Source organism: Hamadaea sp., assembly GCF_013362815.1.
In the GTDB taxonomy this organism is placed as follows: Bacteria; Actinomycetota; Actinomycetes; order Mycobacteriales; family Micromonosporaceae; genus Hamadaea.
On sequence record NZ_JABFVK010000044.1, the window covers coordinates 1 to 13,213 of the forward strand.

Annotated in this window: 13 protein-coding genes; 6 read left to right on the forward strand and 7 right to left on the reverse strand. The window is 69.9% G+C overall.

The genetic code is table 11. The annotated features are described in order from the left end of the window. Positions 1–244: 244 nt before the first annotated feature. A complete protein-coding gene (locus HOV77_RS21095; protein WP_290864254.1) occupies positions 245–1,435 on the reverse strand; it encodes an NAD(P)/FAD-dependent oxidoreductase in 1,191 nt (396 codons plus the stop codon). Positions 1,436–1,488: 53 nt separating this feature from the next. On the opposite strand from HOV77_RS21095, the gene HOV77_RS21100 reads away from it, so the two are divergent. Beyond that, complete coding sequence (locus HOV77_RS21100) at positions 1,489–2,058, forward strand: PadR family transcriptional regulator (protein ID WP_290864256.1); 570 nt, start codon at positions 1,489–1,491, stop codon at positions 2,056–2,058. Here the strand turns inward: HOV77_RS21100 and HOV77_RS21105 are convergent. From HOV77_RS21105 to HOV77_RS21120, 4 genes are read right to left on the reverse strand one after another with little or no spacing between them, the layout of a single operon-like run. Next, complete coding sequence (locus tag HOV77_RS21105) at positions 2,055–3,146, reverse strand: LLM class flavin-dependent oxidoreductase (RefSeq protein ID WP_290864258.1); 1,092 nt, start codon at positions 3,144–3,146, stop codon at positions 2,055–2,057. The two genes, HOV77_RS21100 and HOV77_RS21105, sit on opposite strands and share 4 nt — an antisense overlap. A gap of 28 nt (positions 3,147–3,174) precedes the next feature. Continuing rightward, positions 3,175–4,767 carry a hypothetical protein gene (locus HOV77_RS21110; RefSeq protein WP_290864260.1) on the reverse strand — a complete coding sequence of 531 codons (1,593 nt, stop codon included), beginning with the start codon at positions 4,765–4,767 and terminating at the stop codon, positions 3,175–3,177. A 10-nt stretch (positions 4,768–4,777) separates the two neighbouring features. Further along, positions 4,778–5,299, reverse strand: a complete 522-nt coding sequence (locus HOV77_RS21115; RefSeq protein ID WP_290864262.1) for a GyrI-like domain-containing protein — start codon at positions 5,297–5,299, stop codon at positions 4,778–4,780. Continuing rightward, positions 5,296–6,093 (reverse strand): GyrI-like domain-containing protein, encoded by a 798-nt coding sequence (locus HOV77_RS21120; protein ID WP_290864264.1) that lies wholly within the window; start codon positions 6,091–6,093, stop codon positions 5,296–5,298. Before HOV77_RS21120 ends, HOV77_RS21115 begins: the two co-directional genes overlap by 4 nt. 143 nt (positions 6,094–6,236) lie before the next feature. Here HOV77_RS21120 and HOV77_RS21125 point away from each other — a divergent pair, with 143 nt between their 5' ends. Further along, positions 6,237–6,611 carry a hypothetical protein gene (locus HOV77_RS21125; protein WP_290864266.1) on the forward strand — a complete coding sequence of 125 codons (375 nt, stop codon included), beginning with the start codon at positions 6,237–6,239 and terminating at the stop codon, positions 6,609–6,611. Here the strand turns inward: HOV77_RS21125 and HOV77_RS21130 are convergent. Further along, positions 6,608–7,387 (reverse strand): hypothetical protein, encoded by a 780-nt coding sequence (locus HOV77_RS21130; protein WP_290864268.1) that lies wholly within the window; start codon positions 7,385–7,387, stop codon positions 6,608–6,610. The genes HOV77_RS21125 and HOV77_RS21130 overlap by 4 nt on opposite strands. Positions 7,388–7,483: 96 nt before the next feature. On the opposite strand from HOV77_RS21130, the gene HOV77_RS21135 reads away from it, so the two are divergent. After that, entirely contained in the window at positions 7,484–8,707 is a 1,224-nt protein-coding gene (locus tag HOV77_RS21135; RefSeq protein WP_290864270.1) for an ROK family transcriptional regulator, read from the forward strand. Between the two features lie 8 nt (positions 8,708–8,715). Here the strand turns inward: HOV77_RS21135 and HOV77_RS21140 are convergent, their stop codons facing one another. Beyond that, positions 8,716–9,549 carry a PHP domain-containing protein gene (locus HOV77_RS21140; RefSeq protein ID WP_290864272.1) on the reverse strand — a complete coding sequence of 278 codons (834 nt, stop codon included), beginning with the start codon at positions 9,547–9,549 and terminating at the stop codon, positions 8,716–8,718. A 244-nt stretch (positions 9,550–9,793) separates the two neighbouring features. On the opposite strand from HOV77_RS21140, the gene HOV77_RS21145 reads away from it, so the two are divergent. Genes HOV77_RS21145 through HOV77_RS21155 form a run of 3 tightly spaced genes read left to right on the forward strand, consistent with a single transcriptional unit; the run spans position 9,794 to position 13,208 of the window. Next, entirely contained in the window at positions 9,794–10,318 is a 525-nt protein-coding gene (locus tag HOV77_RS21145) for a PadR family transcriptional regulator (protein WP_290864274.1), read from the forward strand. Continuing rightward, positions 10,315–10,995: an ABC transporter ATP-binding protein gene (locus HOV77_RS21150; RefSeq protein ID WP_290864276.1), complete on the forward strand. Its 681-nt coding sequence runs from the start codon at positions 10,315–10,317 to the stop codon at positions 10,993–10,995. The genes HOV77_RS21145 and HOV77_RS21150 overlap by 4 nt, the downstream gene beginning before the upstream one ends. Beyond that, on the forward strand, positions 10,992–13,208 hold the full coding sequence (locus tag HOV77_RS21155) for an FtsX-like permease family protein (RefSeq protein WP_290864278.1): 2,217 nt from the start codon (positions 10,992–10,994) through the stop codon (positions 13,206–13,208). The genes HOV77_RS21150 and HOV77_RS21155 overlap by 4 nt, the downstream gene beginning before the upstream one ends. Positions 13,209–13,213: the final 5 nt, after the last annotated feature.

Consider the following 13,213-nt stretch of genomic DNA (forward strand, 5'->3'; position numbering starts at 1 on the left):
GGGGCGGGGTCTCCGGGCGGCGACACGTCGCGTTATCCCGGGATAACGCGGCCTTCCAGCGCGAGAAGGGGACGTCATCCCGGGACAACGCGATGATCATGCCCGGGACGCCAGCGATCATGCCCGGGACGCCCAGCGATGATCATGCCCGGGGACGCCGGGGAGGATCACGCGCGGGACCCCCAGGGATGATCGTCGGGGCCGTCGGCGACGATCATGTGCCCCGCGACGACCCCGGGAGGGGTCAGGCAGGCGAGTCCCAGTCGATCCGGTTCTGAAAGACCCAGGCCATCTTCTCGGGCTTGGCCATCCGCGCGAAAGCCTTGATCGCCCAGGCGTTGATCACCCGCATGACCGGACCGGCCGCCTTGGCGGCGTTCTTGCGGTCGGTCGCGGCGATGACCCGCTCCACCCGAGGCCGCCGCGTCTGCTCGTACGCCGAGAAAGCCTCGTCGTAAGGCAGGTCGCGCAGGCAGCGGGCGAGTTCGATCGCGCTCTCGATGGCGAGCGAAGCGCCTTGGCCGGAGCTGGATGAGGGCGCGTGCACCGAGTCGCCGACGAGGACGAGGCGGCCGCGGCTCCACTTGGGAACGCGGGGCATCTTCTCCATCGGGCCGACCAGGATCAGCTCCTCGGGAGCGGTCCGGGCGATCAGGTCCGCCGCGGGCGTACGGTCTTCGGCGTACAGCGGGGGGAGCCGGCGCAGCCATTCCTCGGCCGGAGTCTCCTTGACCTGGGCCAGCGTCAGCGGCTCGGGATTCGGCAGGTTCACGAACCAAACCGCGGTGTCGTCGTCGAAGACTTGGTAGCCGAAGAAGCCCTTCTTGCCGAACGGCATGTTCATCTTGCCGCCGGTCGAGGGGACGCCGGGCTGAGGGATGAGCGCTCCGAAGCTGATGAGCCCGGTGTACGCCGGTTCCGGCGCGTTGGGATCGATGAGCTTGCGGGTGACCGAGCGGATGCCGTCCGCCCCGATCAGGATGTCGCCGGTCGCCTCGGTGCCGTCCGCGAAGCGGGCGGTGACTCCGTCCGTGGTCTCGACCGCGTCGACCAGGCGTTTGCCGGTCTCGATCCGGATTCCTCGCTTCGCGGCCTCGTCGAGCAGGGCGCGGTAGACCTCGTGGCGGAACATGAACAGCATCGGCGCGATGCCGGGCGGGTTGCCGAACTCGCCGAGCCGATCGCCTTTCCAGTCCTGGAGGACGATGCCGGTCATCGGCTTGCCCAGTGCGCGTACCGGTTCGTCGGCGTCGATGACTTTGAGGGCTTCCATGCCGTTGGGGGCGATGCTGAGGCCGCCGCCCTTGCCGTCCGCCGTTCCCGCGTACGCCTCGTAGACGACCGAGTCGATGCCCGCCTTCTGCAGTGCCATGGCCAGGACGGGCCCCGCGACGCCGCCACCGATGATCAACGCATTTCGAATTTTCCCCGTCATGCCGCCGATAGTTGCACAGCCACTAGTTACGTCGCAAGTAGTAGGGTCTACCCATGACCGTGCGTAGTTCTCCGCTCGCTCTGACGGTGCTGGCGCTCCTGATGTACAAGCCCCAGCACATCTACGGCATTCAGCGTCTGGTACGCGAGTGGGGCAAGGATCTGGTGGTCAACGTCGGTCAGCGGACGAGCCTCTATCGCACCGTCGAACGGCTCGCGGGCCAGGGGCTGGTCGCCGCGCGAGAGACCGAGCGCCATCAGGCGTACCCGGAGCGGACGGTCTACGAGATCACCGACACCGGCCGGGAGATCGCGCGTACGTGGCTCGCGGAGATGCTGACGGACACGCGCTATGAGTTCCCGCGGTTTCCGGCCGCGTTGTCCTATCTGCTGATGATCACTCCGGCCGAGGCGGCAGACCTTTTGCAACGCCGGTTCGACGCGCTGACGAAACAGCTTGGCGCGCTAGAGGTCCGGCTCGCCGACCAGAGCGGGGGCGGCCTGGACCGCGTCGGGCTGCTGGAGTTCGAGTATCTGCGCACGGTGACGGAGGCCGAGGCGAAATGGGTGGGATCGGTGGTCGACGACGTCCGATCCGGCCGGCTGACCTGGGCGTCGGCCTAACGATGCGAAATGGCCTCCGCCGTAGCAGTGAGCAGTGGCAGGACGTGGCGGCCGATCCGCTCGGCCTCCTCGCGATGCGGCCAGCCGGACAGGATGAACTCCGACAGCCCGAGGTCGGCGTACTCGCGAAGCCGATCGGCGACCTCGGCATAGCTGCCGACCAGCGCGGTTCCGGCGCCCTCCCGGACCAGGCCGACGCCCGCCCACAAGTTCGGCGCGATCACCAGCCGTTCCGCGCTGCCGCCGTTTAAGGCCGCCATCCGGGTCTGCCCGACGGAGTCCATAGTGGAGAAACGACGCTGGGCGGCGGCGATGCGCTCGGGGCTCATCCCCGCCAGCAGCCGGTCCATTTCCGCCCACGCTTCGTCGGCCGTCTCGCGCGCGATGACGTGCAGCCGAATGCCCAGGCTCAGCTCGCGTCCGTGCGCCGCCGCGAGCTGCCGCATCCGCTCGGCCCGCTGCGCGATCGCCGTCGGCGGCTCGCCCCACATCAGGTAGGTGTCGACCAGCTGCGCGGCGACCTGTTCGGCCGCTGGGGACGCGCCGCCGAAGTACAGGGGAATCGCCGGGCTCTGCGGCTGCTTCAGGCCGCCTCGCTCGATCCGGTAATGCTCGCCGTGGAAGTCGAACGGTTCGCCCGCGAACGACTGCCGGAGCACCTGCACGAACTCGCGGGTCCGCGCGTACCGGGCGTCGTGGTCCAGGAAGTCGCCATAGGCGCGCTGCTCGGCGCTGTCGCCGCCGGTCACGATGTTGAGCGCCAGGCGGTCGCCCACCAACTGCGTGAAGGCCTGCGCCTGCTGCGCGATCAGCGTCGGCAACGCGAAGCCCGGTCGCAAAGCGACCAAGAACTTCAATCTACTGGTACGCACAGCGACGGCTGAGCACACGATCCACGGGTCGGGACAGCCGGACCCGACGGGGGTGAGTGCACCGACGAACCCATTGTCCTCGGCCGCCTCGGCGACTTCGGCCAGGTAGTCCAGCGTAGCGGCGCGGCGGTGGTCGGCGGCCCCGGCGGTGACGGTGGCCGCCCCGATCTGATCGCCGTCGCCGGAGGTCGGGAGGAACCAGTGGAAGCGCAACACGCAGTAAGCCTATCGGCATAGTGGGAAATCAGCGAATCCGCCATTGCGGAACGGCAGCGGTCTCGCCGGTGAGGGGAATGGCGACGCGGGTGGGCTCGCCGTCCCGGGTGACGCCGACGTCCAGCACGTCTCCCGCGTTCAGCCGGACGATCTCCGGGTACCGCGGCAGCTCGACGATCTCGCCTTCGCGGAGGCCGGCGCGTTCGGCGACTCCGCCGGGGACCAGCCCTTGGACTCGGCGGGTCATGAAGGTCGCCGGGTCGAGCCCGAGGTCGAGGACGGGTACCTGGACCGTGGTCTGTTCGAACCGCGGCCCGAAGCAGTCTTCGCCGGGGCGTCCGACGCCGGCGAAGACCATCGCGTCGAGCATCGGCAGCTCGGCGTCCGGCAGGACTTCCTGAACCTGGGCGCACCAATGTTCGATGCCGACGCGTACGCCCGCCCGGCGGCTTCGGATCACGAACCGGACGATGTCGTCGACGCACTGTCGGCCGGCGGTCGCCTGCCGCAGCCGGGCGTCGAGGTCGGCCAGATAGAACAGGCCGCGGGCGTATGCGAGCCGGTGGGCCAGGAAGTCGGAGAAGAACAACCGTTGTGCCGCACGGAGGTCAAGGCTTCGACGGGGATTCGCATAGCCTTCGCGAGCTTCGAAATTGACGGCGGACAGGAAGGCGTCCTCGTCGAGCATGCCTGCGCGGAGGGGAAGTACGAGCGAGTAGTAATCGGCCGCGCCTTCGACGAACCACGTCACATCTTCGGGCGGTCCGTCGAGGCGTACCCATTCGTGGACGAGCTCGTGAGCGATGGTCTCGTAGATCGACGCCTCGTCGAGCGGGTTGTCAGGGTTCAGTGCCATGACGAACGAGGCCGGGTGAGCGGAGGCGGTGGCTCCTCGGTGCGGGTGCGTACGCAGGAAGACGCGATACGGATGGGCGGGAGCGTCGAACGCCTCCGCCATGACCCGGTAGGTGGCTCCGAGCCGGGCGGTGAAGGCTTCGACGTCGATGCCGGGCGGAGTCAGCCACCAGACGGACAGCTCGCCGTCGCGGCGATGACGGCCCGCCAGGTCGCCGCACATCAGGTAGGTGTCGCCGAGCAGCTCGAGCCCCGTATCCGCGGCCACCTTCTGTGCGCCGCCGGTGCTCTCGCCCAGGCTGAAGACGGCCGTCGAGGACTCGCCCTCCGGTTCGTCCCAGTGCACCTCGAAGGTGAGATCCTCCGGGCCGGGCGGAAGGATCACGAAGTTCTTGAGCGCTCCGGAGCGACCGCCGTTTTCCGCTCGGAGCTCCAGGGGCGCAGTGGCGGGCCGTGGTTCGCCGACGACCGCCTCCGCCCGGTACGACACCCCGACCGGGCCACGGGTCGGGCGTTCCACGATCCAACGGTGAACGGGTTCGCCGTCGCCGCTGTCCGGCGGAGTGAGGCTGAGCGGCACCGGCCCGAGTTCGTCCGTCGCCGTCAACGCGACCGCCTCCGGCCGCAGCGTCGGCGCCCCGGCGATGGTGACCGGCAGCTGTCCGAGTGCTTCGCCCTTGTCCAGGGTCACCCCGCTGAGCAGCCACTTCACCGCCACGCCGCGCGGATCGACCGCCAACGTCACCGACAGATGCGTACGCCCCATCCGCGAGACATTAGTCCTGCGGGCTGATCGGGTAGCGCAGGATCGTCTTGAGCCGTTCCGGCTTGGTCCGGCGCGGATCGGAGAGGTAGATCTCGTGGTGGTCGCCGCTGATCGCGTACCCCTGCTCGGTGATGAAGGCGTGCAGGACTTCCAGCGTCTCCGGCTCGGTGGCGTACGGTCCGATGTGGAGCGCCTGCGCGCTCAGTCCCTCGGTGAACCACTCGCGGCGGACGCCGCCGGGCAACGGGACCGCCAGCTCGGCGGCCTCGGGCGGCAGCCCGATCATCAGCGTCCACTTCCAGCGCGACCGGTCACCCCCGGCGGCGAAGACTTCGAGATCGTCGGCCCACCAGCGCCCCTCCAGGGGTGCGACCTTCCGCTCGACGCCCGCCTTCTTCAGGGCGAACCGGAGCGTGTACGCGGGTTTGTAGAGCCCCGCGACCGCCTCGGCGTGGCCCGGCCCGTCCGGGTCGCCATGGCCGTCGACCATCAAGAACTCCTGCTCGGGAAGGTCGACGATCTCCGGTTTCACGCGCGTACCTCCAGCATCAGGCGGGTCAGCAGGTCGGTCGGCTCGGCCTCGCCGGGCCCGATCAGATAGGCCTCACGCACCGGGCCGACGGGGGTCAGTCCCCGCTCGTGGATCCAGGCGAACAAGGTGTGGTACGCCAGCCGCAGCTCGGCGTACGGTCCATCGTGGACGGTGGTGACGACGTCGGCGGCGGGGAGTTCCACCGTTTCCAGGGTTGTGATCGCATCCGTCTCGGCAGCGGCCGTGACGAGCAGGCCGTCGGCCACGTCGTCCGGGAGGTCCAGCGGGTACAGCCCCCACAACGGCGGTTTCCAGGACTGTCCGGCGAGCGTCGCGAGCAGCTGAGCGGCACATTCGCCGTACGCCAATCCGATGCGCCCGGGATCGGCGGTCGCCCGGACGACGGCGAACCGTCTCGCCGGCTCCGTTGTGCGTATCACTTCATGGTCGGCGTGACCGGACGCGAGCCGATCGAGCAGCGCGAGCCGGGCCCGATCGCGGTCGATCCGGTCGGCGAGCCGGTCGCGTTCAGCGGACAGCAACCGCCCACGGTCCGGCTCGGGCGCGGCCAGGACGGCCGTGATGACCGCGAGCGGTAGATCGATCTCGCGCAGCAACGCGATCGTGAGCGCGTCGCGAGCCTGCGCCGGCGCGTAGTAGCGGTAGCCGGTGGCCGGATCCACGCGGGCGGGCCGCAGCAGTCCCGCCTCGTCGTAGTGGCGCAGCTGCTTCACGCTCAGCCGGCACAGCCGCGCGAAGCGGCCGATGGTCATCTCGTCGGGCACGGTTCCCATGCTGGACCCTCCCACGGTGGGAGAGTCCAGCTCACAGGCCGCTGTTAATGATTTTCACTAGATCGTGACATGGTGACAAACCCTCACGGACGCAGCTAGGGTGATCGACAACCTGGGAGGCATCCACAAAGGAGGTACTACCGATGCGCAGAATCGCAGCTGTCGCGGCGGCCGCCATGCTCACCGCCACCGGACTGGTCGGCACGGCCGCCCCCGCGCAGGCCGCGGGCACGTGCACGCTTGAACTCTCCAAGTACATCTACAACGGCGCGAACATGGTCATGTGGTCGCAGGGCCTGTCGGGGTGCGCGGGCACGGTGGACACCGAAGTGCAGTCGCTGTGCAACGGCCAGTGGATCGTGTGGTCGCAGTGGAGCGCGTACTACGACAACCAGACCGCCACCTACTACGGCGACGTCGACTACCCCAACTACATGCGGGTCCACGCGACCTTCGGTACGCAGGAGAAGTACACCGAGCCGGCGCAGAACAACAACGGCGGCGGCGACTGTCTCTAGCGGACCGGCCCGGGCGCGGACGCACCCCGCGCCCGGGTCTCCAGCAGCTCCTCGATCGCCGCGCCGATGACGGGATGGATCTCGAACCGCTGCCGCAGCCAGGCGTAGACCACCGCGGCTGCTTCGAAGGTACGTCCGTAGCCGGCCACCATCCCGGCCAACGGCAGTTCATCCGGGGTGTACGCCCGCTCCACGCGGCGGCTCGGATCGAACACGTCCCGCTGGTACGCCCGCGGATCGGTGAGCCGGGCGAGCGCGATCACCCGGTCTATGGCGTACGACTGGACGAAGCGGGCCGCCGTCAGCCGCTCGCCGCGCAGCTCCCGATGCAGGCCGACGTAGAGGTTCGTCAGCGCCTCGTTGAGGTGGAACTCCACGGTGTCGTAGGGGATCGGCTGTTTTACCGGCGCACCTTCGGCTATCGGGCCGGCGTCAGGGCGGCTCCAGACGACCCGCGCACCCGTGAACGGCAGCTGCTTCAGCTCCGGCGGCGTGAAGATCGCGTACTCGCAGAAGACTCCGTCGGCGTACAACGCCTTGCGGCCGTTGCGATCGTTGGCGAAGCTGTACGCCACCGGCGCGGGCGCGTTCAGCCAGCCGAGATCGTCGAGGTACCGCTGCTTCGCGGCGTCGTCGGCCACGACGACGAAGAAGTCCAGATCGGAGTGTTCGTCGAACCGGTCCGACTCCGCCCCGGCCGAGCCGAGGCCGAGCACCCCGAGCACGTCACCCCGGGTCGCCAGGTGAGCCGCCAGTTCGTCCAAGCGTCGCAACATCGACGCCCCCTTCGTCAGAGGAGTCGACGTTTCAGCCCGCACGGTCCTTGACGCCCGCCGAGGTCGCGACGACAGCATTGTATGGTGGGTCCGCCGATGCTGACCAGCCCGACCGCGCCTGGGGCCGAGGCCACCCCCGACGAGGGTCCTCGGCGGAATCTCGGCGCGCTGCTGAAGCACCTGCACCTGGCCGGGCCGACGTCGCGGGCCGAACTGGCCGAGCGCATGAACCTCAACCGCAGCACCATCATGGCGCTGACCACGCGACTCAGCGCCGCCGGTCTCGTCCGCGAACGGCAGCCGGGCGGGCTCGGGCGCTCCGGCCGTCCATCGCTGGTCGTCACGCCCGCCGCCGATCGTGCGTATGTGCTGGCCTTCGACGTCGCGGTGGATCGGCTCACCGCCGCCCGCGTGTCGCTCGGCGGACGCGTACAGGATCGGCGGGTCGCCGCCCGATCGCGGTCCGGGCCCGACTTGGACGCGGTGGTCGGCGTACTCGCCGAATTCGGCCGGGAGCTGCACGAGGCCGCCCGGCCGGAGGCGAGCTGCGTCGGCCTCGGCGCGTCCTACTGCGGGATGATCCGGCCCGGCGACGGGACCGTCCGGTACGGCCCCTACCTGGGCTGGGTCGACCAGGCGTTCGGCAGTGAACTCCGCGACCAGCTCGGGCTCGGCCTCCCGGTCCGGGTGGGCAACGAGGCGCATCTCGGGGCGTGGGCTGAGCACCTGAGGGGTGCCGGAGTCGGCGTACGCAACCTCATCTACCTGCACGGAGACGTCGGCGTGGGCGGCGGGATCATCGTCGGCGGCGAAGCGCTCGACGGCGAAAGCGGCTACGGCAGCGAAGTCGGCCACATGGTGGTCAACCCGCACGACGGGCGGCCCTGCTCATGTGGCGCACGCGGCTGCCTGGAAGCCGAAGTGGGGGAGCGGGCGCTGCTCGACGAGGCCGGTCTGCCTGCCGACGTCATCGGCCGGGAAGCCGTCCGCGACGTGGTCGAGGCGGCGCTCCGCGGCGACCCGGTGGCCCGGCGAGCCGTCGATCGGGTCGGCGACTGGCTCGGCATCGGCGTAGCCAACCTGATCAACCTGTTCAACCCCGGGATGCTCGTCTTCGGCGGCATCATGCGCGACATCTACTCGGGAGCCCGCGAACGGGTCGACGCCCGGATCGGCGCGCATGTCCTGCCGGTCTCCCGGCCTCGCGTACGCCTGGAGCTCGCTGCGCTCGGCGAGGACACCACGCTCATGGGTGCGGCCGAACTAGGGTTCGCCGACCTGATGGCCAATCCGCTCCGGGTCATGTCTTCCCGGGCGTGAGGCTCGGGTCACCGGACCCAGAACTCGTAGGGGTGCCGCCCGGGGCGGAATCCGTGCGCCTCCACCATCGCGGCCGCCTCGGCGAACCGGAACGCCAGCGCTGTGGGCTCGTGGGCGTCGCTGCCGAAGCAGACTGCCTCGCCACCCTCCTCGTGCCACCACCGGACGATCTCCGGCCGCATCGGTCCCTTGGTGTTGACCTCGAGCACCCGGCCACTGGCGGCCAGCGTACGCAGGACGTGCCGGAACTCGGGCTGGAGTGCGTACGGGTCGAAGGGTTCGGCGTCGGCAGGCCAATAGCGCACGGCGTAGTCGACGTGGGCCAGCACGCCGAACTCGGGCGCCTCGGCGAACATTCGCGGCAGTTCAGCGAGGTAGTCCCGCATGACCTCGACGGCCGGACGACGGCGGAAGTGGAAGGGCGGCTCGGAAGCCTTGTCCTCCCAGCCAATCGTATGCAGAGAGCCCAGCACCCGCTCGAACTCGCCGACCGACAGCAGGGCGGCGACCTGGTCGCGGTGCCGATGCGGTTCGCCGAGCTCGACGCCGCTGATGATCCGCAGATCCGGGAAGCGCACCCGGCATCGGTCGAGACACTCGAGATAGCCCGACGCGTCGAACCGCGGCGGGACCACCCGGTCATCGGCGTCGAGGTGCTTCTTGAGCGTGGGGAACGGATCCAGCTCGCCCGGGTCGACCGTCCACTTCGTGTGGTCGACGTGCTCGGTGAACGCGATCGCCGGCAGGCCCAGGGCCACCGCCTGCGCGCAGGTCTGCTCCATGTCCCCGCTGAACGCGTCCCACGACCATTCGCTGTGCACGTGTCCGTCGGTCGGCAGCATGCCGTCATTCTGCCCCCCGGGGCCCTTCCCGGCGTGGGTTGGTGCGTGCGTATCACGGGATAACGTTGCTATTCCGCGCGGGATAGCCGCGTTATGCCGGATAACGCGGAGTGCGCGGGGAACGCGAAGTGCGCGGGGATCGCGAGCGGGCGGGGACGCGAAGCGCGCGGGAACCCCGAGCGCCCGGGGAACGCGCCCCGACCCATGTTCGCCGGGTGTATACGCCGGGTGTATAGTCTCGGGCATGACGGTGCCTCTGACCCTCCTGGGCCTGCTCGAACGCGAGCCGAGCCACGGCTACGAGCTGAAGCGCGACTACGACGCGTACTTCGGCCGCGGGCGGCCGCTGCCGTTCGGGCAGGTGTATGCCACGCTCGGCCGGCTGGCCCGGGACGGCAAGGTCGTCATCAGCGACGTCGGCAAGGGCGACGGCCCCGACCGCAAGCGGTACATCATCACCGAGGTGGGCGCGACGGAGGTCGACGCCTGGCTGACCGAGCCGGTCGAGCCCGAGCCCCACCTTCAGACCATCCTCTTCTCGAAGGTGGTCCTCGCGCTCATGCTCGGCCGCCCCGCCGAGGAGTACCTCGACACGCAGCGGCGCGCCCATCTTCAGCGGATGCGGGAGCTCACCGAAGTCCGGCGTACCGGGGGACTGGTGGACGCGCTGCTCGCCGACCACAGCCTTTTCCACCTCGAGGCGGACCTGCGCTGGATCGACCTGACGGCGGCTCGGCTGGACTCGCTGGCGAAGGAGGTCCGCAAGTGACCGCCCTGATCGAGGCGCGCGAGGTCGCGCTGTCCTTCGGCGAGACGCCGGCCCTGCGGGGCGCGTCCTTCCGGGCCGAGGCGGGCGAGATCGTCGCCGTCATGGGCCCGAGCGGCTCCGGCAAGAGCACGCTGTTGCACTGTCTGGCCGGCATCCTCGTGCCGGACTCCGGCGAGGTGAAGTTCGCGGGGGACCGGATCGACCAGATGTCCGAGACCCGGCGTAGCGCGCTGCGGCGCGACCGCTTCGGCTTCGTCTTCCAGTTCGGCCAGCTCGTTCCGGAGTTGACGGCGCAGGAGAACGTCGCGCTGCCGCTGCTGCTCGGCGGCGTACGCCGGACGGCGGCGATGAGCCGGGCGCAGGAATGGTTCGAGCGCCTGGATCTGTCCGGAATGGAGGGTCGCCGGTCGGGAGAGCTCTCCGGCGGGCAGGCGCAGCGCGTCGCACTGGCCCGGGCTCTCGTAGCCCAGCCGCAGGTGCTGTTCGCCGACGAGCCGACCGGCGCGCTCGACTCGCTGACCGGCGAGCACGTGATGGACCTGCTCGTCGGGTCGGCGAAGGAGCAGGGCACCACCGTCGTCCTGGTCACCCACGAGGCCCGGGTCGCCGCGTACGCCGACCGCGAGATCATCGTCCGCGACGGTCGCGTGGCCGTGCCGGAAGGTCTCGCGTCGTGATCCGCCTCGGTCTGCGGCTGGCCATCGCCGGTGGCCGGGAAGCCTTCGTCCGGCTGATCACGATCGCCGCCGCCGTCGCGCTCGGGGTTGGCCTCGTGCTCGCCACGCTGGCCGCGATGAACGCGGTGCACTCCCTAAATCACCGGTACGCCTGGATGAACACCGGCCTCGCCCAGGCGACGTCGGCGGATTCCGTGCACGCCGACCCGTTGTGGTGGGCTCCCCGGCAGGACTACTTCGACGCGCAGTCGATCGCGCGGATCGACCTCGCCGCGACCGGCCCGGATTCGCCGATGCCGCCGGGGCTGTCCCGGTTGCCCGGGCCGGGTGAGTATTTCGTCTCCCCGAAGCTCCACGATCTCCTCGCCGCCACTCCGGCGGAGCAGCTCGGCGATCGCTACCCCGGTCACGAGGTGGGCATCATCGGCGATTCTGCGCTGCCGTCGCCGACCTCACTCGTGATCATCATCGGGCACGATCCGGCCGAGGCGGCGAAGCTGCCGGAAGCGCGGCAGGTCAGCAGCATCTTCGGGACCTCGCCGGAGGACTGCGCGAGCTGCCTCGTGGGTTACCGGGCCGCCGGATTCGACCTCATCCTCGGTGTCGTCGCCGGTGCCCTGCTGTTCCCAGTGCTCATCTTCATCGGCACCGCGACCCGGTTGACCGCAGCTCGCCGGGAACAGCGGTACGCGGCGATGCGCCTGATCGGCGCGACAAGCGGCCAGATCTCGAAGATGGCGGTCGTCGAGGCGGCCGTCGCCGCAGTCATCGGCACGTTCGCCGGGTTCGCCGTGTTCCTCCTCGTACGGCAACCGCTGGCGGCGATCCCGTTCACCGGAGACCCCTTCTATCCGGAGGACATGACGCTGTCGGTCGCGAACGTCTTGTGGGTGGCGTTGGGCGTACCGGTCGCGGCGCTCGCCGTCGCCTGGCTCTCCCTGCGCCGCGTACGCGTATCGCCGTTGGGCGTGACGAGGCGGGTCACCCCGAAGCCGCCGCGTGCGTACCGCCTGATTCCCTTGCTGGCCGGACTCGCCTGGCTGTACTACCTGAACGGGCACCGGCCGCGCACGAGCATCGAGCAGGTAGCGGTCTTCCTCCCCGGGTTTCTCGTGGTGATGTCGGGGCTGGTCATCGCCGGGCCCTGGTTCACCATGGTCGGGTCGCGACTCCTGGCTCGGCGGGCGCAGACGCCGTCCACTTTGATCGCCGCGCGGCGGCTGTCGGACAACCCGCAGGGCGGGTTCCGGGCGGTGAGCGGCCTCGTGCTCGCGCTGTTCGTGACCAGCGTCGCGGTTGGCGTGATCGGCACGATCACCAGCGACCACGGCAGCCGGACCAGCCGTTTCGACGACGGCTATGTGCGGCACATGTTCTGGGCGGGCGACCGGTACGCCGGCCCCACCGGGACACCGGCCGTGACCGCGCAGATCGAAGGCGTCCCGGGGGTGACCGACGTCTTCTTCCTGCGGGCCAATCCGAACTTCGCGTCGGAGGTCCCCGACCCGGCGGCCGGGCCTTACGTGATGGCCTGCTCCGACCTGGCCCGGCATCCCGAACTGGGCAGCTGCCCCGCCGGCGCGGCGGTCGTCGCTCCCACGGACTTCGCCGTCATCGGTGGCGGCCCTGCTCCGGTCTGGCCCGCGGTCCCCGTCACCCCGTCGGACTTCGAACAGCTGCCGATCGCGTCGATCCAGGTCGCCAACGACGGGTCCACCGGTGCGGTGGAGCGAACCCGCACGCTGCTGGAGGCGGCGTACCCGGACGTGCGCCCACCGTATTCCGAGAAGGACTTCACCACCGACTCGACGAAGATGTTCGCCGGCTGGGTCCAGCTGGCCAACGTCGTCATCTTGGCGAGCCTGCCGATCGCGGGGTGCAGTCTCGCCGCGAGCGTCGCCGGTGGTCTCAGCGATCGCAAGCGCCCGTTCAGCCTGCTGCGACTGACCGGCGTCTCACTGCGTACGCTGCGGCGGGTCGTCCTGCTGGAGAGCGTGATGCCGCTTCTCGTAGTGGCCGCGGTGGCGATCGTCATGGGGCTCGTGTCGGCGCAACTGTTCCTCCGGGCGCAGATGGAGACCACGCTCGTACCGCCCGGCTGGGAGTACTACGTCATGGTGGCGGCCGGTCTCGTCCTGTCGCTGGCGGTCATCGCCGGAACGCTCCCGCTGCTCACCCGGATGACCGGTCCCGAGGTGGCGCGCAACGAGTGACCGTT